Consider the following 20,021-nt stretch of genomic DNA (forward strand, 5'->3'; position numbering starts at 1 on the left):
TAACGCGGTGCCGACAAGGCCCTCCGCCCACCACAGCCGCGGCGTTCCCCCCACACCGTCATACCGGCCCGCAGCCCCGCCTCGACTCCGGTGGGGGCGTCCTCGATGACCAGGCAGTCCTCGGGCCGGGCACCGAGCTGTTCCGCGGCCGACAGGTAGGGCACGGGGGACGGTTTGCCCTCCTCGACTGCCGCGGCGTCCACAATGACGCTCACTGATCACGTCGTGATCATGCCAGGTCAACCGGTCGGCCGGTCAACCGGTTGGCCGGTCAACCGGTCGGCCGGTCAACCGGTTGGCCGGTCAACCGGTCGGCCGGTCGGCCGGTCGGCCGGTCGGTCAGCAGGTCGACCGGTCGACCTTCGTGATCATTCTCGGGACCGACGGGCTCAGTACGGGCCGTTGACGTTGTCGATCGAGCCGTAGCGGGCGGCCGCGTAATTGCAGGCGGCGGTGATGTTGGCGACCGGGTCGAAGCTGTCGAGCGACGTTCCGGGCAGGCGGTAGGTGGTGAAGGTGGGGCCGATGACCTGCAGGAGTCCCTTGGACGGGGTTCCGGCGGCGGCGTTGGAGTCCCAGTTGTTGATGGCCAGCGGGTTGCCGGAGGACTCACGCATGATGTTGCGGTGGATGCCCTCGTAGGAGCCGGGGATGCCGTGCTGGGCCATGATGTCGAGCGACTCCCTGATCCAGCCGTCGAGGTCGTTCGTGTAGGACTTCTTCGCCGGGGCGGCGGCGGGCTCGGCGAGCGCGGTGCTGCGCTCGGAGCGGTCCGCACGCTCGGCGGAGGCGGCCGGCTTCGCCTCGGGCCCGGCCGGGCCCTTCTTGCCGAGGGTGAGCTTGAGGCCGGGGTGGATCACCTTCGGGTCGTCGCCGAGGACGCCGCGGTTGTCCTGGTAGAGCTTCTTCCAGCCGCCGCTCAGGGAGTGCTCCCGGGCGATCTTGGAGAGGGTGTCGCCCGCGACGACGACGTAGGTCCCGGGGGCCGCGGCGGGCTTGGCGGCCGTGTGGGGCTCCGCCGCGGCGGCGGTGGTCGCGCCGAGCACCGGGAGAGCGAGCACGACTCCGCCCGTGCTTGCGGCGGCGATGCCCCGGGTGAACGGGCTGGACTTGGGACGGCGGTGCTTTCCCTTTGCGGGCATGACGAATTCCTCTCCGTCGCCTACGAGGTGAGCTGTCGGGTTCGGACGGGAGATGTCCGGTCGCTGCGCATGCGACTTCACCCCGAGCCGCTCCGGAATCCGGATCGGCGTCTTGCCTGGGTCCCCCGCTCCTGCCGTGCGTAAGTGAGTGGTCGGAAGAGTTTCCGGACAGCGGCAGGATTCGGCGTTCCATCCGGATTGACGGTGACGTTAAGCGAGAAAGCCCCGGCGGAACAAGACCAGAATTGCGGAGAGGAATGCACGAGGTCCGTTCCTGGAGATCATATTCCCCGGCCTTCTGTGATCAATAAGCCCAATCTTCTTTGCCTGGAACGGAACTGCGCGCGATGCCCCAGCCGGGGCGTACCGCCATCGGTGTGACTCATTTCACGGAATGGGGTGCGGGCCGAGGTGTCGCTCGCCACATATCGCGGCATGTCATTTCGCTGCCTATCCCGCAATACGGGCGACGCTTTACGTATGTCATGAACGTCATGAAGGGATGGATTTTCGGTGCAAAGGTGGACATAGTGTCGGGCGATCCCCGGTCAGGCCCGCATTGTCAGTGGTGGCTGGAAGGCTGAGGGGATGAACGGCGACGAGCAACTGCTGCGCGGCCGGGTGTACGGCCACGACCACGACGACCCCGGCCCGCTGGCAGACCAGACATATGCCGTGCTGACAGGCGGGCCGCTGGACGGACTGCTGCTGCGCATCACAGGCTGGCGGCCGGAGGACGTGGCCGAGGGCGTCGCCCTGCCCACCGAGCTCGGGAAGTTCCCCGGCGGCCGGTCGCTGTACGGACCACGGCCCGGCGAACCCCGCAGGCCGGGCCCGGGCGTGAGCTGCCGCTTCCACTACTCCGGCGACGTGCCCTGACCGCCGCCGCGTCGGCGTCGGGGGGCCGGGCGGACGAATCCGAGGAGGTCGAGGGACCCGAGGAGGCCGAGGAATCCGAGGAGGCCGAGGAATCCGGAAATCAGAGTGAGAAGCCGCCGTCGATTCCCAGGACCTGACCCGTGATGTAGGCGGAACGGCGAGAAATGAGGAAGGACACCAACTCCGCTACCTCGTCCGGTGTTCCGGGTCGGCGAAGCGGGATCCTTCTGATCTGTTCCTTGCGCTTCTCTTCGCTGAGCTCATCGGTCATGTCCGTCGTTATCATGCCGGGCGCAACGCAGTTGACCCGTACTCCGAACCGGCCGAGTTCCTTCGCGACCGACTTCGTGAACCCGATGATCCCGGCCTTCGACGCCGCATAGTTCGACTGGCCGACGTTGCCGTAGATGCCCGCCACCGAGGAAATGGTCACGATGGTTCCGCTGTCGTGCCGCATCAGGGATCGCGCCGCGGCACGGCAGATGTGATAGGTGCCGTCGAGATTCGTACGGAGCACCGTGTCCCACTCGTCATCGGCCATCCCGGCGAGGGGCCGGTCCCGTACGACACCGGCGTTCGCCACCACCGCACCGATCGGGCCGAGTTCGGCCTCGGTCTCGGACACGAGTTCCTCGGCCTGGCCCGCGACCGAGACGTCGGTCTTGCGGGCGAGCACCCGCGCGCCGGCGCGGCGAGCTTCGGCCGCGACCGCCTCGGCCCGCTCCGGCCTGGAGAGGTAGCAGAACGCCACGTCGAAACCGTCGGCCGCCAGGCGGAGCACCGCGGCCCGGCCGATGCCGCGCGAGCCGCCGGTCACCACCGCGACCGGCCTGTCCCCGTCGGTCATCGGGCTGTCTCGAGCTTGGCGGAGACGAGTTGATGGATGGTCGCCAGGGTGGTCAGCGACTTGATCTCTTCCTCGTCGATTTTGATGCGGTACTTCTTTTCGAGTTGTACGGCGACTTCCATGGCGGTGAGCGAGTCCACGGCGAGGTCGGTTCTGAGGTTGGCTTCGTCGGTGACTTCCTCGGTGGGGAGTTCGAGCTCTTCGGCTATCAGTGCGCGCAGGTCTTCGCGGTTGACGCCTGCTGTCGGGTTGTCTGACACGGTGCCGCCCTCCTTCGATCCGGCTCTGGTGATCTCGCTCTTGGCGTTCGGCCTCGGTTCGCCTCAGACGACGAGTGCTTCTCCGCCGTCGACTCCGATGACGTTTCCGGTGAGCCAGGACGAGTCCGAGACGGACAAGGCGACGATCGCCTCGGCCACGTCTTCGGCACGCGTCAGCCGACCGCCCGGATTGATGCCCTGGCAGTGGGCGATGAGCTTCTCGTTGCCCGGGATCTTCGCCAGCGCCGGGGTGATGGTGGTGCCCGCCCGGATCGCGTTCACCGCCACGCCCCTGGGGGCGAGTTCCACCGCCAGGTTGCGGACATGGGACTCCAGCGTCGCCTTCGCCGCCGAGACGGGCGCGTAACCGGACAGCACCCGGGTCCCGCCCGCGCTGGTCATCGCGAAGACCTTCGCCCCTCGCGGCAGCAGCGCCTCCTTCACCAGGTCCTGGATCCAGTACACGAGACTGTGCCCCATGACGTCGACCGTCATCGTGAGCTGCTGCCGCGTGACCTCCGGCGCCTCTTCCTCCTGGCCGTCCTGCGCGGGGAGGAGGGAGGTGAGCGTCCCGTAGGCGACCGAGTGCAGGACGACCCGTGGCCCGACACCGGAGGTGAGGTCCCGGATGACGGGGACGAGCTCCGCGCGAGCCCTGGGTGCCGCGATGTTGCGGTTGAAGAAGTGTGCCTCGACGCCGAGCCCACCCAGAGTCTTGGCGTACTGCTCCGCTCGCTGCTGCCCCTCGGCAAGATCGAAGTGCACACCGATGACGTTGCAGCCCGCTTCGGCAAGGGCTCGTGCGGTCTCCTTGCCCATGCCGCTGGAGACACCGAAGATCAGAGCCCAGGAACCTTCGAGGGGAACGAACATCACTTTCCTCCCTCGGCGGCCACCCGGGGTGCGCACGGTTCGAGTGAACTCCCGCCTCGTGGCGTGACCGTCAGCTCGGCGTAGGCGAGCGTGCCCTGGGCGGAGGCCGCAAGCACCGCGCGCCGGGTGGGGGCCGTGTGCTCCTGCGCGAACAGGCCCACGACGCGCTGCAACGGCGTGAGGCAGCCGGCCTGCGCCGGTGCCGGGACGATGACGACTTCGCACGTGCCGGTCAGGCGGTCGAGCCACCGGGCGGCAGCCGTTCCCACCGCGGAGTCGTCAAGGACCGCGTCGATCCGGCCCGGTGGGTCGTCGCCGACCAGCGGACCGAGGACAGCGGGGGCGTCGCGCGCCGCCACCCCGGGGGCCAGGAAGGCGCCGCGTGCCCGGCACGTTCCGTAGCGCGCGCATCCCCCTACGGCGGGCTCGCAGTGCAGCACGGCGGCGCCAACCTCCGTTCCAGGGGCGGACGACAGCGACGACCCAAGGGCGGACGAGCACAACGGCGATCCAACGGCGGACGACTGCGGCGACGATCCAAGGGCGGGCGCCCGCGACTGCGAAGGCGAGAGGGCTTCCTCGACCGCGCCCACCAGGACCGCCCGGGCCCGGGCCGCCGCGACGGCGCGGGCCGCGATCTGCAGCGCCTCAAGACCGGCGGTGACCGGGGAATTGACGGTGAGGTTGAAGCCGGTGATGTCGTGTTCCATCGAGAGCCGGCTGGCGAACGAACTCATGGCGATGAAAGGGCTGCTCGACGGCGACATCTCCGCGGCACCTTCCCGCATGATCGTGCGGTCCATCGCCTCCAGCAGAGCGGCGCCGGTGTTGTTGATGGCCACCGCCGCGCCCCGGTGGTCGCGCTCGGTCTGCGTAAGCCGGTCCCCGGCGTCGCCGACCGCCAGCCTCGACGCGGCCAGGAGGTATTTGCACGCGTCGGGCAGCCGCCGGTAGCCGCGCCCGGGCAGGGCGACTTGAGCCCTGAACCAGCCGGGAGCCGCCGCCCCGGCGGGTGCCAGCGCGTCCGCGGGACCGGAGATGCCCGGCCCCACCACGCCCATGCCGACGACGGCCAGTTCACCGGTGCTCACTGTGACCACCGCGATGCCTCCCCGCTGACGTCCTTGCCGATGCCCATACCGATGCCCTTGACGACGAGAGACGTGTTGTTGCCGCCGAACGCGTAGGTATTGACCAGGACGGCGGGTGCGGCCAACGGCACGGGACGCTCCTGCGGGAGCCACACATCGCACTCCGGGTCCTGGTCGACCGGGGTGTTCGCCGGGCTCTGCCGGTGACGCAGCATGAGGGTCGCCGTGAGGCAGGCGAAGGCGCCTGCCGCACCGGTCGTGTGACCGATCATCGCCTTGAGCGAAAAGAGCGGCAGTTCAGGCATCCGTGACCCGAACACCCTGTGCAGGGCCTGGCTCTCCACCACGTCGTTGAGCGGCGTCCCCGTCCCATGGGGGATGACGCAGCCCACATCGGCGCTGCTCAGCTTCGCGTCGGCCAGCGCGTCGGACATCGCCCGGACGATCTGGTCCCCCGAGGGGTCGGGGGCGGTGGCATGGTGGGCGTCACAGCTCCAGGCCGCACCGGCCAGCTCGGCGTACGGCTCGACTCCACGCCGTCGGGCGTGATCGGCCGCTTCGAGCACGATCATGGCCGAGCCGTCGCCGAACATCGTTCCCGCCCGGTTCCGGTCGAACGGCCGGCAGCGCACCGGATCCGCGGCCCCCAGCCGGTTGAAAGCCCCCATCCCGGCCCGCGTGGCGCCCTCGGCCCCGCCGACCAGGACCGTGCTCGCCTCACCCGCACGGATCATGTCAAGCCCGATCGTGAGCGCGTACCCGCTGGCTGAGCAGGCGTTTCCCACACTTGTCTGCGCCGCACGCGAGCCGATCGCCGCTCCCACGACAGCGGCCGCGGGCGTCAGCGTCGTCCATGTCGTCCGTCCCGCGCTGCGCTGGAGCTCCTGCATGTCCGAGTTGCCCAGCTCGACGCCGAGCACCACGGGAACGGTCACGCGTGCCCCGTCCTCCACTTTGGCGTCGGTGAGCGCCTGTTCGGCCGCGGCGACTGCCAGGCGTGGGCTGCTGCCGAGCTCCACCCCGGCGTGGCAGGACGGTTCGGCGGGCACCTGCGCCCGGTCGACCAGATACATCTTCTTCGTCCGCATGTTGAGGTGGGGCAGCGGAATCGCCTCCGGCTCTCCGCCGCCCGCGAGCAGGCCGCCCCAGTACGCGCCGACCCCGGTGCCCAGGCAGCAGATCGCACCCAGGCCGGTGATCACAACACGCGGGACGCTGTCGAACGTGTTCATGTGTCCCTCCCGCGAGGGGGCGGCGTGTGCAGGGGGCCGCGAGGGGGTGTGCGTACGGGCACCTGAGACGGTGTGTGCACGGGCACCTGAGACGGTGTGTGCACGGGCACCTGAGGGGATGTGTGCACGGGTTCCCGAGGGGGCGTGAGTACCAGTGCCGAGACCGACGTCCCGTCGCTCTCCCCAGCCCCGGCGCCCGCGACGGCGAGCACCGGCCTTGCCGACTGCCTCGCCACCGCCTCGCCCTCCAGTTGCTCCACGGCCATCGCGCACTGCACCACCCCCAGGGCGCCCGAGCACCGCCCGAACCGTGCGGTCGGATCGGCGTCCAGGCGCCGGATCGCCGTGGCGCCCGCTGCCCGGACGGCGGACTGTTCGTCGGCCGCCCTGCCGTATCCGGCGATCTCCGCGCGAATCCGCGCGCCACGGCTCACGGCGTGCCGCACGGGCTCGATCACCAGGCCCACGGCCCCGTCGATCCATCGGGTACCTGCGCTCTCCCTGTGCAGCCTGGCCACCGGCGGAGTGTCCGGTTCGACGCCTATCACCAGCGCCGCCGTGGCCCGGCCCGCCGCGATCAGGTTCCGTGCCGCGGCCACGGCGTCGAGCCCGCCCGAAGCGCCGTTGCACAGCGTCAGACTGGGGCCGCGGATGCCGTGGTCGAGGGCGATCCAGGCCGCTGATACGGCGCTCGACAGGTGCGGTACGCGCATCGGGCTGACGTCCCTGCTACAGCCGGTGGCGATCGTCGTGACGGAGTCGCACACCGCGTCCAGATTGCCGAAGTTGCTGGAGACGACCACCGCCGCACCGTCCAGCTCCGGCGCGCCGAGGAGCCCGGCGTCGTCGAGCGTCCGCCGGGCCACCTGCACCGCGAACCGCGACGACCGGTCCTTGTGCCGCATGCCACGTACGGCAAGGGCGGTCACCGGGTCGAAATCGGGTCCCGCCACCGCCAGGCCCACACCGGTGATCGCGGTCCGCACGGCAGCCGGAGCACTCACCGCGTCGCCCCTCGCACTCACCGCGTCGCCCCTTCCGCGATGGCCACGGCGTTGATCCCGCCCATGCCGACGGCGTGCACCTGCGCGGTGCCGAACGGCCCCGCGGCGGGGCGGCCGGAGACGACGCGCAGCTCTTTCACTTCCTCGATCGGGTCGGTGAGATCGCTGACTCCCGGCAGGGCACCAGACCGGATCGACTCCAGTGCCACCACGAGGTTCAACAGCCCCGCCCCGCCTGAGATATGCCCCATGCCGCCCTTGATCGCGGTGACGAGGGGGCCGGGGTCGGCGGCTTTGAACACGGCCTTCAGCGCGACCGCTTCGGCCAGATCGCTCTGCGCCGTACCGCTGCCGTGCACGATGACCAGGTCGATGTCATCGGGAACGACCGCTGCGCGCGCGTGCGCGTCCTCGATCGCCCGGACGATCCCCGCGGAATCGGGCGCTGTCGGATGGGACGCATCACAGTTCATGCTCACGCCTCGGACCAAGCCGTGGACCCGGCCGGGGTACGTACCGGCGCGCCGCAGCACCACCGCCACCGCGCCCTCTCCCATGATCATGCCCCGGCGGGACCTGTCGAAGGCGCGGACGGTGTCCGGCGGCGGGAACTGGATCCGGTCGAACCCGCCGAAGGAGCTCTCGGGGATCGCGTCGGTGCCCGCCACCACCACGGTGTCCGCCTCGCCGAGGGCGATGAGGTCGGTGGCCATCCCAAGGCCGTACAGCGAGGCAGCACAGGCGCTCGCGACGGTGTGCACGTTGTGCAGGCCGAGGGCGGAGTGCAGGGCCGCGGTGAAGTGCAGGTCGGTGGGGGAGAGGGGGCCGTCGTGCTGCCACCACAGTTCTGTGGTCCGCATCTCCCGGTGCGTGGTCCCGACCAGGACCGGCAACCCGGGCTCCGGTTCCGGCAGGCCCGCGTCGGCCAGGGCCTCCCGGACCACGCGGACCAGCCAGCGGGTCGCCCGCAGCGGCTCGTCCACACCGGAACGCACCCGGTCCCGCACCTCGTACGCCGCCCCTGCGCGGTACTTGGACCCGTCGAACGCCGACAGCGGCGCCAGGCCGGAGCGGCCCGAACACAGGGCGCCATGGATACCGGCGACGGTGTCGCCCAGCGCGCACACCGCGCTCATTCCGGTGATCTCCCAGCTCATGTGCTGCCCTCCGGACTGCCGACGGGGCCGTCCGGCCGGGGGCGGAGCCGGAAGCGGGCCAGCTTGCCGTTGGCGGTGACAGGGAGTTCGTCGATGATCTCGATCCGGGACGGCCTCTTGTACGGTGCGAGTCCGGCGCGCAGCGCCGACCTCACTGCCTTGCGGGCCTCGTCGGGGTAGGCTGGGTCCCGCGGCACGACGTACACCGTGGCCTGTTCGAGCCCGGTCCGGTCCGTGCTGCCCACGACCGCGCAGTCAGCGGCCTGGGGGGCGGCCCGGACCACGCGCTCGATCTCGGCCGGCGCGATCTTGTAGCCGCCGAGCAGGAGCATGTCGTCGGCGCGGCCTACGTGGCAGAGCTCGCCACCTGCCGCGCGGTACGCGATGTCGCCGGTGTAGACGCCGCCGTCGGCGAACGCGCGGGCGGTGTCCTCCGGCCGGTTGAGGTAGCCGAGCGCGGCCGACTCCGTGGTGAGGTGCAGTCGGCCGGGGGTCCCGTCGCCCACCGCCCTGCCGGCGTCGTCGCGGACGGTCGCGGTCACCCCGGGAACCGGGAAACCGATCGATCCGGGACCGGCGGCCCTGCCCCGGCCCACGGCGGCCGCCACGACCGTGTGCAGGACCTCCGTCGCGCCGAACCCATTGATCAGCGGCACGTCGAACGCTTCGGTGATACGGGCGGCGAGTCCGGCCGGCAGGTGCTCCCCGGTGGCCACGGCCAGGCGGAGCGAGCCGGTCTCGACGGCCTTGCCCTGCTCCGCGACTTCGAGCAGACCGGCGTAGAGCCGGGGCACGGAGAACAGCACGGTCGGCCGGTACGCGTCCAGTGCCGCCGCCACGCCGTACGGGTCCGCCGGCCCTTCGAGCAGCACCGAACTCGCCCCCGCCGCGTACGGGTACAGCAACGAGTTGCCGAATCCGTATCCGAAGGAGAGTTTCGCCGTGGACAGCACGACGTCGTCCGGGGTGAGGTCCAGCAGGCTGCCGACACCACGCAGAATCGCGTGCACCGCCCGCAGACAGTGCCGTACCCCGCGGGGCCTGCCGGTGCTGCCGGAGGTGTACTGGACCAGCAGCTCATCGGTCGCGCGGAAACCGGCCGGCGGAGGTGTGGGCCCGCTTGCACGCACGGGGCCGAGCGCGGTGAGCAGTCCGGCGCGCCCGGCCGCCCGTCTCTCGGCGTCGATCGCGCCAAGGTCACCCTGCAGGGCCGCCGCGTGTTCCGGGTCGACGTTCAGCTCGGCGAACTCCGCCTCGCTGTCCCGCACGATGAAAGCGACCTCCGCGGGCCGGAGCATCGGGTGCAGCACGACGGGCACGCACCCGTGCCACCACAAGGCGAGAACGGCGGTGATCGCTGCGACGCAGTCGTCGGAGACGACGACCGCGCGGCAGCCGGGCCGCACCCCGGCAGCCCGCAGCCCCCCGGCGTACTCCTTCACCGCGCGCCGCAGGTCGCCGTAAGTGACCTCACCGACGCGGCGGTCCACACCGCAGCGGCGGTCGCGAGGATGGGCGAGCAGCAACTCGGCCGGGTTCGCGGTGCCGGTGGCGGGGTTCATGTCACTCGATGCCGATCGCGCAGCAGCCGCATCACATCACCGACACTGTCCATCCGTGCGGCGTCCGCCGGGGCGAACTCCGCACCGCAGGCACGCTCCAGGGCCACGATGAACTCCGCCTTGTGGAGCGAATCCATCTCCAGCTCCGCGTAGAACGACTTGTCGATCCCGACATCGGCTACGTCGATCTCCAGGACGCCCGCCACCAGCTCCTGCACCTGCCGGTCGGTCACCACGGCATTCACCTTTTGGCTTTCCTGATCGCTTCGGTCACGAGCGACTCGCTCGTCACCCTTCCGGCCTGCGTCAGCGAGACACGTACATCGGCGGAGCGCTCATTCATCGTGTGCAGCGTGGCCTCGGCGCGTACTTCCCCGGGGCGTGTCACCGTCAGGTACCGCACATTCAGCCGGGTCGTGGCGAACATCATGTCGTCGTCGAGGAGGCTGCACAGGACGAACCCCGCGGCCTGGTCGTGAATGCCCGCGACATGGCCGCCGAAGGCCACATCCGGTTCCACGCAGAGATCGTCGGGGATGCGGAAGGCGACCGCGACGAACCCCGCGTGCCAGTCCATCGCGACGACCCGGAGTGACAGGCGTGCCACATAGGCCGGAACCGGGGTGCTCCCGGCGGCTATCTCATTGAGCATCTTCTGCCGCATCGTCAGGGCACCTGACGGCGAGGATCCGTCCACGTACGCTGCCACCTTCCTGGTCATGGAGCCTTGGGTCGAGGCCTGGACGAGGCCGGACCGTTGTCGTCGGCGCGGCTGCGGCGCGCGATGAGCCAGACGAGTACGGAGGCCAGCGCGAACGCCGTCACCACCACGGCAAGGCCGAACATCATGTCGGTCCGCAGCGCCGGATAGTCCAGGGACGCCAGGTCCCCGTGGAACCCCCTGAAGAACGCGAGGCCGATCACGGCCACGCCGAGCGACGACCCGATCTGCTGCGCGGTGGAGAGCGCCCCCGAGGCCACGCCGGAGTCGTCGTGGCGGACCCGGTCGAGGACGAAGTTGAGCAACGGCCCCAGCACCAGGCCGAGTCCCAGGCCGGTGAACACCATCGTGGGAGCCATGGCCCACCCCAGATTCCGTCCCGAGCTGTTCCCCGCGAGAGTGGCGATCATGAGTGCGCTGCCGACGACGCCTATGACGCAACCGGCGAGAATGGTGCGGGGCGCGTCGAAGCGGGACACGATCCGCGCCGACCACAGGGACGTGAGCGTGCTTCCCACCGCGTACGGTGCCATGGTCGCGGCCGCCGCGAGCGCACCGTGTCCGAGCCCGTACTGGAGAGTGATGGAGAAGTACAGGAAGAAGGGCACGACCGCGGCGAAGTACACCAGATACAGGGCCAGGGCCAGCCGGAACGTCGGATCCGTCGATAGCCCCGGCCGCAACAGCGGGAACTTTCCCTGCCGTTCGAGCGCCGACTCGAGCCGGAGGAAGACGGCAAGCAGCACCGGCACGCACAGGAGCAGCAGCCACCCCCACAGCGGCCAGCCCTGGTCACGACCGATCGTGAGCGGCACCAGGAGCGCGACGAGGAGCAGGACGACGGTGAACGAGCCCGCGTAGTCGAGCCGCAGGCGCAGCCCCTTGTGCGCGGGCACCATACGGGGTGCGAGGGCTGTCAGGACGATGCCGACGGGGATGTTGATCAGGAAGATCGGCCGCCACTGGAGCCCGGCGACGTCCGCGGAGATGAGCAGCCCGGCGATGAGCGGTCCCGCGATCGTGGCGCAACTGACCACCGCGCCGAGCAGCGCGAACGCCCGCCCGCGCCGTTCCGCGGCCACCGCGATGTGCAGGGTCGCGATGACCTGCGGATACAGCACCGACGCCGAGAGGCCTTGCCACACCCGGGCTGCGATGAGCTGTTCCGGATTCTGCGCCAGGCCGCAGGCGAGGCTGGCCAGGGTGAAGGACACGGCGCCGATCATGAACATGCGCTGTCTGCCGTACAGATCGCCCAGGCGGCCGCCGGTGATGAGCATGACGGCGTAGGCGACCACATAGCCTGCCACCACCAGTTGGACGTCGGGCACGTCGGCTCCGAGGTCTCGCTGGAGGCTGGGGACGGCGACGTTCACGATCGAGGTGTCGGCGAGCAGCATGAAGGCGGCGCCGAGCACGAGTGCCGCGGCTCTCTTCTCCGTCGGCAGGAATCGGCTTGGCGCCGCCGTCGGCGTCAGGGAGCCGCTCATCCGGTGGTTCCGTGCGGTAAGAGCCGGTGCCGGCGGACCTTCATCGTGCCGGTGAGCGGAAACTCGTCCCACGGCCGGTGGTCGACCCTGGTGTTCTCCGGCAGCCCCGCCATTCCGCGGGCGCGCTGCCAGCGGTCTTCGTCCATCGGCTTGCCGTCGACGGTGGCCGCCACCGCGGTGGCCCTCCCTTCCACCGCGATGATCACGACCTCGGCCAGTTCCGGCAGTTCGTCGAGCAGGACGTCCTCGGCGCGCAGGGTGCTGGGTACGCCGGGGACCTGGTCCACTTGCCGGTCATGGAGCTCCACGTGCCCGTCAGGGCCGAGCGCGCCGATGTCGCCCATGGGCCACCAGGTGTCACGGCCGGGCAGCGGCGGGCGGCCGATCATCGACTCGGCGCGGGCGGGGGTGCGTATCTCGATGTGCCCGGGGGTGCCGGCCGGAAGCTGTGCTCCGGCGTCGTCCACGACGCGTATCTCCATGCCGGGGAACGCGGTGCCCACGTCACGGGAGTTGAGTCGCCCCGGCTCGCGGATGTCGGAACGGGTGGTCATCAGGAGCGTGACCGGGCCGGTCTCGGTCTGCCCGTACGCCTGGATGAAGGTCGGGTTCGGCCGCTCGGACGCCTCAAGAAGGGTCCGCAGCGTGCGCGGGTGGAGCGCGTCGAAGCTGCTGATGTAGCGCTCGACCGTGCTGAACGGGTTCGGCGTCTCGCGCGCGAGGGCTTCCCAGCGCAGGAACATGTTCGGCTGTGCTTCCAGAGCCTCCGGCCGGTACCGCAGCAGCGCCTCGCGCACCGGGGCCGGCTCGGGGGAGGAGATACCGAGGAACGGCAGGCCGGTGTTGAGCACGGTGAGGAGCCCGGACGACATCCGCACATGCACGAAGGACAGACACTTCGCGCTGATCCCGGCGTGGTCGAGCGACTGCACGACGCCTATCTGCGGAGCCACGTGGGCGTATAGGGAGTCCACAGTGTGCACGAGGAGCTTGGGTTTCCCTGTGGTGCCGGAGGAGTGCGTGATGAGGGTCCGGTCCGAGCCGGAACGCCGCCTGACCTGATGAGCCGCCGGCTCGCTGAGCTGGACGGCACCCGCCGACGCGGCCTCGGGCGTGAGCGCGAGGACGCGGGCGGTGACCTCGCCGAGGCGGTCCTGCCAGGGACGCAGGACCGCTGCGCCGTCGGCGTCGGTCAGGAGGCAGGGCCGCTGGAGTTCCTCGATGCAGTACAGGAGATCCGCCGGCTCCATCTTCACCGACAACAGCGCGGGCAGCGCACCGATACGGGCGATCGCGCACTGGATCGCCTGGATGTCGAAGTGGTTGGACTTGACCAGGGCGACCACCGCGCCCGGGCGTACTCCCGCACCCCACAACCGGTCGGCGTAGTCCGCGACGACGGCCGCGAAGTCGCTCACGGTGGTCGGGGTGCGGCAGGCCGAACCCCAAGGTGTGTCCGCACACAGGGTGGTCCCACCGTGGTGTTCAGCGGCAATCTCCGGCAGCAGGCCGAGATCCGCACTAGGGAGCACGGCATCCTCCTCCGTCATGACCACTCTTCGAGGTAGCGCGATCCGGTGTCCCGCGCAGGGCGAGCCAGGGCGAGTTCACCGTCGGCGGGTCGACGACGCACAGGTCCGCACGCCCTGCGAGGACGATCGTGTCTACGTCGGACACGGCGATCGAGCCCGCGGCTATCACGGCGAACTCGCTCTTGCGCCCGGCCTGGTTGCGGATCCGGTCCGCGTACATGTCCCGGTCGGCCTCGGCACCGGCGCGGACGTGCACCGCCGCCGCGCCGCGCGCAGCGAACTCGTTCGCGATCTCGGCCGCCGCGTCGTCGACGCCGTCCCCGCCCGGGAACCACCGGGCCGGTGAGACGCGCAGGCCGACCGGCCGCTCGGCGGGCCATACGGCGCGGATCGCGCCGAACACCGCAAGGGGGTGACGGAACCGGTTCCGCAGCGTGTCGCCGCCCCGGGGCTGAGAGCCGCCGCCCTTACGCGGTGAGCCGTTGTGCCGAGCCCGTTCGTCGGCAGAGGGGGACAGCGACGCGGAGAGCCAACTGCCGTGGGCGCAGTCCAGTTCCAGCAGGTCGAATGCGGCGGCGGCGCGCCGGGCCGCGGCGGCGAACTCGCGCTGCAGTTCGCCAAGGGGTTTGGTGGCGCCGTCAGGACCGTAGTAGCCGAGTTGTACGCCGATCTTCGCCGGTGCGTGGGTGTGGACGAAATCCACCACCCGCCGCCATCCGACGCCCTGTTCGGCGGTGTACAGTCCGGCACCGCCGGGCAGGGCCGTGCCCGCCGCGGAGACGGACACAGGACCGGTCATCACCAGACCGGCCCCGCCCAGTGCCGCGCCGCCCAGATACACGAGCTGGAGGTCGCCCGGCACACCGTCGTGGCCGGGGAAGACTCCTCCGGGGGCCGTCCCGCGGGGGGAGACCACGACGCGGTTGACGAGGTTGAGGCCGCCGAGCACGAAGGGCTGGAGCATCGGCGGGCTCGTCCGGCGGGGCGGGCCCGCCCGGCCGGGCCCGCTCACCAGGCTCCCCGCCGGGCCCGCCACGCCCACTGCGCCTGCCGTGTCGGCCGCGCCCGCCGTGTCGGCGAACCACCGCTCCGCGCGGGCGATGAACTCGGGGTCGCGCCGGCGCAGGCTGGCGTAGGAGACGCGGCGGCTGCGGGTCAGGAGGTTCACCGCGAACTGCTGCGGGTCCTGGTGGGTGTAGCGGTCGACGTTCTCGAACCACTCCCGGCTGGCCCGCGCTGCGCGCTGGAGGGAGGTGACCGCCGGGCGGCGCTCGGCCTCGTACGCGGCCAGGGCCGCCGCCGTGCTCGGCTGCTCCCGCAGACTCTTGGCCAGGGTCAGCGCGTCGTCCATCGCGATCTTGGTGCCGGAGCCGATGGAGAAGTGCGCCGTATGCGCCGCGTCACCGATGAGGACGACGTTGCGATGCCGCAAGGTCTCGCACCGCACGGTGGGAAAACGCAGCCAGCGCGAGTTGTTTCCGTACAGTTTGTGCCCGTTCAGGATGTCCTTGCACAGCTCAGCGATGATCTTGATCGACCGTTCGTCGCTTTCGCCCGGGGAGAGTTGCGGGGGAGCGGCGTCGGCGAACCCGGCCGCGCGCCAGGAGGCTTCGGACAGCTCCAGTATCAGGGTGCTGGTGTGCCGGGAGTCGGGATAGGCGTGCACCTGTACGGCCCCGCCCGGTGTGTCCACGACGTAGAACGTGAACGAGTCGAGCTCCAGGTCGGTGCCCAGCCAGATGTACCGGCACTTTCCGGTCTGCACCGTGGGCCGGAAGGTCTCGGCGTACCGCGCCCGGACCAGGGAATTCGCCCCGTCGGCGGCCACCACGAGGTCATGGTCGGCGGCGAGGGCGGCCACGTCGGTGACCTCGCTGCCGTAGCGCACCGGAACGCCGAGTCGAGCACAGCGGCGCTGCAGCGTCAGGAGCAGCCCCGCGCGGCTCATCGCGGCGAACCCGTTCCCGCCCGCCGTGAACGTGGTGCCGCGATAGTGCACATCGATGTCGTCCCACCGCGCGAGCATCGGCCGCATCCCCGAGACGACGGCCGGATCCGCGTGCTCGATCCCGGCGAGGGCCTGGTCGGACAGCACCACCCCGAACCCGAAGGTCTCATCGGGTGCGTTCCGCTCCCAGACGGTGATCTCGTGCGCGGGGCCTAGCTGGTGGGCCAGCACACTGAAGTACAGCCCACCGGGACCACCACCGATCACAGCGATCCGCACCTCGACCTCCCCCGCACCAGGCGCCCACGCAGACGTTCAGGACCGTACCCGCGCCGTCCGCCCGGTCGGCGGCGCCAGCACGTCCTCGATCAGCTCTGGCGGGACCGTGGCATCGTCGAACCACCGGCCGCCGAGCGGCCGGGGAACCGGCATGATCTGGTCGTTCGTATAGGACAGGACCTTGCGGTTGTAGCGCCGTATCTCGTCCCGGAGATCGGCCGGCAGCTCCTGGTCGAGCAGCAGTGCCTTCTCCATCTCCCCGAGCAGTTCCCGTGTCTCGTCGATGGTCTTGAGGACGGCCTTGCAGAATCCGGCGGGGAGGACTCCGTACTCACCCTTGATCTCCACCAGGCGGGTGATCGCCTCGTAGGAGACATCCTGGAGCTGGCGCCTGCTCAGCCAGTTTGTTTCGTAATTCAGCCGCCGGTGCCACAGCGGCTCGACCATGGCCCGGCGGTGTTCTTCGAGGGTGCGGTGGTGGATGCGGTAACCGTGCTTGTCCGGTTCTTCGAAGAACTGGGACCCCGGGTCGAGGAACGGCACCATCGGGCAGATGAGCGGAAGGGCGGCCCATCCTCCGAACTTCCGGATGATCCGCTCCGAGTACGCGATGGTGTCCATGACCGACTTCCGGTCCTGGTGGGGCATGCCGATGAAGAACCAGATCATGATGCCCTTCACGCCGGCATCAAGGGCGCGCGGAATCCACTCCTCCATCTGCTCCATGGTGTAGTTCCCGCGACCGGCGGCTTTACTGATCTTCAGGTCGTGGGACTCCGGGGAGAGCATGATGTAGGAATCTGTCGACTCACCCATCTTCTTGAGGATGTCGGGTGGTGTCAGACTGAACTGCTCGAAGTGGACGCTCTTGTATCCGAGCTCTTTCACGGCGTCCAGGTACTGGTGCATCCGCGTTCTGTTCTCGGAATAACACTGGAGCGCGTAGATCGAGGTGCGCTTCGCCGCTTCGCGCATGGTGCGAAGCTCTTCGACGACCAGGTCGTTGTCCTTCTGCACCAGGGTCCTGCGGACGCCCATGATGTTGCGGTAGGCGAACCGTGACCCGCCGCACCAGCCGCAGTCGTGCGCGCATCCGGTATTGGGCAACGTCATGATGAGCTTGGCTGCCGAGGGGCCGCCGTCGGCTGCTTCGCGGTAGTACGACCAGTCGTTGCGCACGTTGTTGTAGTTGTTGTCCGGCGTGTGCGAGAAACCGGTTCTCCGGACTTCGCCACCCGCCTTGTACAGGAGGTTCGGAATGGAACGGAAGTCCCTGCTGCCCTGCCGGACCCTGGTGACCAGCTCGGTGACCGGGTCGAGGGTGTCGTAGCCCTGGACGACGACATCGACGCTGGGGTACTCGATCAGTTCCTCGGCATAGTAGGTCGCCGAGATGCCGCCGAAGATGGTGAGCGCTTCGGGATGCACCTTCTTCACGACGGCCGCTAGTTCCACCGAGCCGTGGCAGTGTGCCATCCAGTGCAGGTCGAACCCGAAGACCGGCGCTTCGAAGCGGCCGAGTAATCGCTCGACATCTATTTCGGGATGCATGAGCATCAGGGAGGCGACATTCACTATCTTTGTGTCGAACCCATGATCGGCAAGACGCTGTTTTATCGAGAACCAGCCGATGGGATAAATCTCGTAGACCGAGGTGACATTGACACTGTCGCTGTCACTCAGATAAGCGAACAGCATGTCGTCGCGCTCGCGGAAGTCATAGACGCTGGGCGCGTGCAAAAGGAAGAGATCGGCCTCAAGTCGCGAAATTGACGGCTGATCCGTGGTGGTCATTCACGGCCTCCCTGGCTCTCCGCTCGCCAGTTCAAGATTCACCATACTTCTTCCGGCTGAAAGGTTTGTCAAGAGCCGGTCGACCGAGAATTTCCCCGCAATTGATCTCCGGCTTCGCCGGTAATGGGACAGATGAGTTTGGGAATCCGCTCTTCGCACGGCGGTTGGCCTGCGGGAACGTATCGCCGACTTGATCGCCCGATGAATGGTGATCAGTACGTGCGCACGCAGCGTTGACCCACAACCGTGCATCGCACACCTGATTCCCCGACGACTGCCGGTGGAGCCAGGCACGGGGACGGTGCGCTGACTGTCACCGGGTGTATGTGCGGATGCGGTAGCGCAGCCCGGACGTGGAGGACAGCCAGCCGGTGTCCTCGGCGACCCTCCACGTGGCGTCCGGTTTCGGGGCGTAGGTGTCGCCGTCCACCGCCGAGTCGACTTCCGTCACCGAGAGGGTCGTCGCGTACTCCAGGGCGGCACGGTAGATCTCGCCACCGCCGATCACCCATGCCGCAGCAGGGACGGCAGGCCCCGACGGCGCCGCAGTGGAGACTGCCGTGGCGCCTGCCCGCCACGGCTCGGCCGCGAGGTCCAGGGCCGCCGCGACGGAACCGGCGCGCTCCGCGCCCTCGGCCGCCCACTGAGGATTCCGAGTCACCACGATGTTGCGCCTGCCGGACAGCGGACGAAACCGCGGAGGCAGTGAATCCCATGTCTTGCGCCCCATGACCACCGGATGACCGAGGGTGGTGGCCTTGAAATGCGCCATGTCCTCGGGCAGCCGCCACGGAATCGCATTGTCCGCGCCGATCACGCCATCCAGGGTCTGCGCCCAGATCAGCCCGACGTTCATACCGCGACCGGGGCCTTGATGGCCGGGTGGTGCTGGTAGTCGAGCACTTCCACATCACCGTACGCGTAGTCGAAAAGCGAGTCGGCTCGGCGCAGACGCAGCTCGGGGAAATCGAAGGGGGTGCGCGAGAGCTGCTCGGTCACCTGCTTGACGTGGTTGTCGTAGATGTGGCAGTCACCACCGGTCCAGATGAAGTCACCCGGTTCGAGGCCGACCTGTTGCGCGACCATGTGCGTGAGCAGGGCATAGCTGGCGATGTTGAACGGGACGCCGAGGAACAGGTCCGCGCTGCGCTGATAGAGCTGGCAGGAGAGCTTGCCGTCGGCGACGTAGAACTGGAAGAAGGCGTGACACGGTGCGAGAGCCATCTTGTCGAGGTCGGCGACGTTCCAGGCGGAGACGATCATCCGGCGGGAATCCGGATTCTGGCGCAGCGTGCCGAGGACCTCGCTGATCTGGTCGATGTGCCTGCCGTCCGGAGCGGGCCAGGAACGCCACTGGGCGCCGTAGACCGGGCCGAGGTCGCCGTTCGCGTCGGCCCACTCGTCCCAGATGGTGACGCCGTGCTCCTGCAGCCAGCGGACGTTCGAGTCGCCGTTCAGGAACCACAGCAGCTCGTGCACGATGGATCTCAGGTGCACCTTCTTGGTGGTGACCAGAGGAAACCCCTGCGAGAGGTCATACCGTAGTTGGTGCCCGAACACGCTTCGGGTGCCGGTGCCCGTCCGGTCGGCTTTGGCCGTCCCGGAGGTGAGTACCAGCCGCAACAAGTCTTCGTATTGGGTGTCCGCCACAGGCGTCGAGTCTACGTGCTGTGACCGGGTGGTCCGTCGTCCACGGGCGGTGACCGGCTGGTCCGTCGCGTGACGGGCGAGCCCCGAGCTGCCGGAGGTCTTCACCACGCCGGACGGGGGTCCGCGCCTCGCGGGTGCCGACGTCGTCCATCTGCGGCAGAGCTCATCGACCGGATCATCGCCTGCGCGGGGGAGACCGAGCCGCCCGCCGCCTGAACTGTCCGCCCACCGAGTCGCTGCTTTCCCAAGCCGACCGTCTGCTTGAACCGATTGCCGAGAGTGGATGGTTGCCGCCCGATCCGGACAAGGCGGAGCGCCGACGCGTCCTACGGTTTCGAAGAAATCGGCGCTTGGGAGGCTTGCATGGACAGGTATCGCGGTGCGCGGACGGCCGTGATCGTGGGCGCGGGCGTGGCCGGTCTGACAGCGGCCACAGCCCTGGCACGCGACGGCTGGCAGGTGGAGATCGCCGAGGTCGGCCCGCCGGAGGCGGCTTCCGAATGGGGGGCTGTGCCTGACCGGTCCTTTGTTGCGCGCCTTCGACGAGCTGGGGCTTGCGG

The 20,021-nt window shown here is 69.4% G+C and carries 18 protein-coding genes, 2 pseudogenes and 1 riboswitch; of the genes and pseudogenes, 2 read left to right on the forward strand and 18 right to left on the reverse strand.

Annotated elements, in window-relative coordinates; translation table 11 throughout:
• Window positions 1–47 precede the first annotated feature (47 nt).
• Window positions 48–209 (reverse strand): annotated as a pseudogene (locus tag IG78_RS0114285) (HAD family hydrolase); the annotation flags it as partial.
• Between the two features lie 180 nt (window positions 210–389).
• The gene (locus IG78_RS0114290) at window positions 390–1,142 is read right to left on the reverse strand and encodes a transglycosylase SLT domain-containing protein (protein WP_030562924.1); all 753 of its coding nucleotides are present in this window, start codon (window positions 1,140–1,142) and stop codon (window positions 390–392) included.
• Window positions 1,143–1,144: 2 nt separating this feature from the next.
• Window positions 1,145–1,299: riboswitch (cyclic di-AMP (ydaO/yuaA leader) on the reverse strand.
• Window positions 1,300–1,730: 431 nt separating this feature from the next.
• On the opposite strand from IG78_RS0114290, the gene IG78_RS0114295 reads away from it, so the two are divergent.
• The gene (locus tag IG78_RS0114295; RefSeq protein WP_030562926.1) at window positions 1,731–2,021 is read left to right on the forward strand and encodes a hypothetical protein; all 291 of its coding nucleotides are present in this window, start codon (window positions 1,731–1,733) and stop codon (window positions 2,019–2,021) included.
• A 100-nt stretch (window positions 2,022–2,121) separates the two neighbouring features.
• On the opposite strand, the gene fabG is transcribed toward IG78_RS0114295, so the two are convergent.
• From fabG to IG78_RS0114375, 16 genes are all read right to left on the reverse strand, one after another.
• On the reverse strand, window positions 2,122–2,868 hold the full coding sequence (fabG, locus tag IG78_RS0114300) for a 3-oxoacyl-ACP reductase FabG (RefSeq protein ID WP_030562928.1): 747 nt from the start codon (window positions 2,866–2,868) through the stop codon (window positions 2,122–2,124).
• On the reverse strand, window positions 2,865–3,128 hold the full coding sequence (locus IG78_RS0114305) for an acyl carrier protein (protein WP_030562930.1): 264 nt from the start codon (window positions 3,126–3,128) through the stop codon (window positions 2,865–2,867). Before IG78_RS0114305 ends, fabG begins: the two co-directional genes overlap by 4 nt.
• Before the next feature lie 63 nt (window positions 3,129–3,191).
• The gene (locus tag IG78_RS0114310; RefSeq protein ID WP_030562932.1) at window positions 3,192–4,001 is read right to left on the reverse strand and encodes an SDR family oxidoreductase; all 810 of its coding nucleotides are present in this window, start codon (window positions 3,999–4,001) and stop codon (window positions 3,192–3,194) included.
• Window positions 4,001–5,101, reverse strand: a complete 1,101-nt coding sequence (locus IG78_RS0114315) for a beta-ketoacyl synthase N-terminal-like domain-containing protein (protein WP_157855792.1) — start codon at window positions 5,099–5,101, stop codon at window positions 4,001–4,003. Before IG78_RS0114315 ends, IG78_RS0114310 begins: the two co-directional genes overlap by 1 nt.
• Complete coding sequence (locus IG78_RS0114320; RefSeq protein WP_063760751.1) at window positions 5,089–6,324, reverse strand: beta-ketoacyl-[acyl-carrier-protein] synthase family protein; 1,236 nt, start codon at window positions 6,322–6,324, stop codon at window positions 5,089–5,091. Before IG78_RS0114320 ends, IG78_RS0114315 begins: the two co-directional genes overlap by 13 nt.
• Entirely contained in the window at window positions 6,321–7,328 is a 1,008-nt protein-coding gene (locus tag IG78_RS44045) for a beta-ketoacyl synthase N-terminal-like domain-containing protein (RefSeq protein ID WP_157855793.1), read from the reverse strand. Before IG78_RS44045 ends, IG78_RS0114320 begins: the two co-directional genes overlap by 4 nt.
• A 17-nt stretch (window positions 7,329–7,345) precedes the next feature.
• On the reverse strand, window positions 7,346–8,485 hold the full coding sequence (locus IG78_RS0114330; protein WP_030562939.1) for a beta-ketoacyl-[acyl-carrier-protein] synthase family protein: 1,140 nt from the start codon (window positions 8,483–8,485) through the stop codon (window positions 7,346–7,348).
• On the reverse strand, window positions 8,482–10,047 hold the full coding sequence (locus IG78_RS0114335; protein ID WP_051852629.1) for a class I adenylate-forming enzyme family protein: 1,566 nt from the start codon (window positions 10,045–10,047) through the stop codon (window positions 8,482–8,484). The genes IG78_RS0114330 and IG78_RS0114335 overlap by 4 nt, the downstream gene beginning before the upstream one ends.
• Window positions 10,044–10,283 carry an acyl carrier protein gene (locus IG78_RS0114340; RefSeq protein ID WP_157855794.1) on the reverse strand — a complete coding sequence of 80 codons (240 nt, stop codon included), beginning with the start codon at window positions 10,281–10,283 and terminating at the stop codon, window positions 10,044–10,046. The genes IG78_RS0114335 and IG78_RS0114340 overlap by 4 nt, the downstream gene beginning before the upstream one ends.
• Window positions 10,284–10,288: 5 nt before the next feature.
• Window positions 10,289–10,768, reverse strand: coding sequence for a PaaI family thioesterase (locus IG78_RS0114345; RefSeq protein ID WP_107054901.1), 480 nt, complete (start codon window positions 10,766–10,768; stop codon window positions 10,289–10,291).
• Window positions 10,765–12,258 (reverse strand): MFS transporter, encoded by a 1,494-nt coding sequence (locus IG78_RS0114350; RefSeq protein WP_051852630.1) that lies wholly within the window; start codon window positions 12,256–12,258, stop codon window positions 10,765–10,767. Before IG78_RS0114350 ends, IG78_RS0114345 begins: the two co-directional genes overlap by 4 nt.
• On the reverse strand, window positions 12,255–13,676 hold the full coding sequence (locus tag IG78_RS0114355; protein WP_157855795.1) for a class I adenylate-forming enzyme family protein: 1,422 nt from the start codon (window positions 13,674–13,676) through the stop codon (window positions 12,255–12,257). Before IG78_RS0114355 ends, IG78_RS0114350 begins: the two co-directional genes overlap by 4 nt.
• Before the next feature lie 103 nt (window positions 13,677–13,779).
• Entirely contained in the window at window positions 13,780–16,017 is a 2,238-nt protein-coding gene (locus tag IG78_RS0114360; protein WP_051852631.1) for an oxidoreductase, read from the reverse strand.
• A 36-nt stretch (window positions 16,018–16,053) separates the two neighbouring features.
• The gene (locus IG78_RS0114365) at window positions 16,054–17,811 is read right to left on the reverse strand and encodes a B12-binding domain-containing radical SAM protein (protein WP_225882087.1); all 1,758 of its coding nucleotides are present in this window, start codon (window positions 17,809–17,811) and stop codon (window positions 16,054–16,056) included.
• A 313-nt stretch (window positions 17,812–18,124) separates the two neighbouring features.
• Window positions 18,125–18,667, reverse strand: coding sequence for a dihydrofolate reductase (locus tag IG78_RS0114370; RefSeq protein ID WP_030562956.1), 543 nt, complete (start codon window positions 18,665–18,667; stop codon window positions 18,125–18,127).
• Entirely contained in the window at window positions 18,664–19,461 is a 798-nt protein-coding gene (locus IG78_RS0114375) for a thymidylate synthase (RefSeq protein ID WP_030562958.1), read from the reverse strand. The genes IG78_RS0114370 and IG78_RS0114375 overlap by 4 nt, the downstream gene beginning before the upstream one ends.
• A 97-nt stretch (window positions 19,462–19,558) precedes the next feature.
• Between IG78_RS0114375 and IG78_RS51315 the strand changes: the two are divergent.
• Window positions 19,559–19,677: pseudogene (locus tag IG78_RS51315) on the forward strand (nuclear transport factor 2 family protein); the annotation flags it as partial.
• Window positions 19,678–20,021: the final 344 nt, after the last annotated feature.

Source organism: Streptomyces aureocirculatus, from assembly GCF_000720475.1.
Classification (GTDB): Bacteria; Actinomycetota; Actinomycetes; order Streptomycetales; family Streptomycetaceae; genus Streptomyces; species Streptomyces aureocirculatus.

Coding starts and splice junctions, on each gene's coding strand:
- IG78_RS0114290 (WP_030562924.1), bottom strand. CDS start 1,142: ATGCCCGCAAAGGGAAAGCACCGCCGTCCCAAGTCCAGCCCGTTCACC.
- IG78_RS0114295 (WP_030562926.1), top strand. CDS start 1,731: ATGAACGGCGACGAGCAACTGCTGCGCGGCCGGGTGTACGGCCACGAC.
- fabG (WP_030562928.1), bottom strand. CDS start 2,868: ATGACCGACGGGGACAGGCCGGTCGCGGTGGTGACCGGCGGCTCGCGC.
- IG78_RS0114310 (WP_030562932.1), bottom strand. CDS start 4,001: ATGTTCGTTCCCCTCGAAGGTTCCTGGGCTCTGATCTTCGGTGTCTCC.
- IG78_RS0114320 (WP_063760751.1), bottom strand. CDS start 6,324: ATGAACACGTTCGACAGCGTCCCGCGTGTTGTGATCACCGGCCTGGGT.
- IG78_RS0114330 (WP_030562939.1), bottom strand. CDS start 8,485: ATGAGCTGGGAGATCACCGGAATGAGCGCGGTGTGCGCGCTGGGCGAC.
- IG78_RS0114335 (WP_051852629.1), bottom strand. CDS start 10,047: ATGAACCCCGCCACCGGCACCGCGAACCCGGCCGAGTTGCTGCTCGCC.
- IG78_RS0114345 (WP_107054901.1), bottom strand. CDS start 10,768: ATGACCAGGAAGGTGGCAGCGTACGTGGACGGATCCTCGCCGTCAGGT.
- IG78_RS0114350 (WP_051852630.1), bottom strand. CDS start 12,258: ATGAGCGGCTCCCTGACGCCGACGGCGGCGCCAAGCCGATTCCTGCCG.
- IG78_RS0114365 (WP_225882087.1), bottom strand. CDS start 17,811: ATGACCACCACGGATCAGCCGTCAATTTCGCGACTTGAGGCCGATCTC.
- IG78_RS0114370 (WP_030562956.1), bottom strand. CDS start 18,667: ATGAACGTCGGGCTGATCTGGGCGCAGACCCTGGATGGCGTGATCGGC.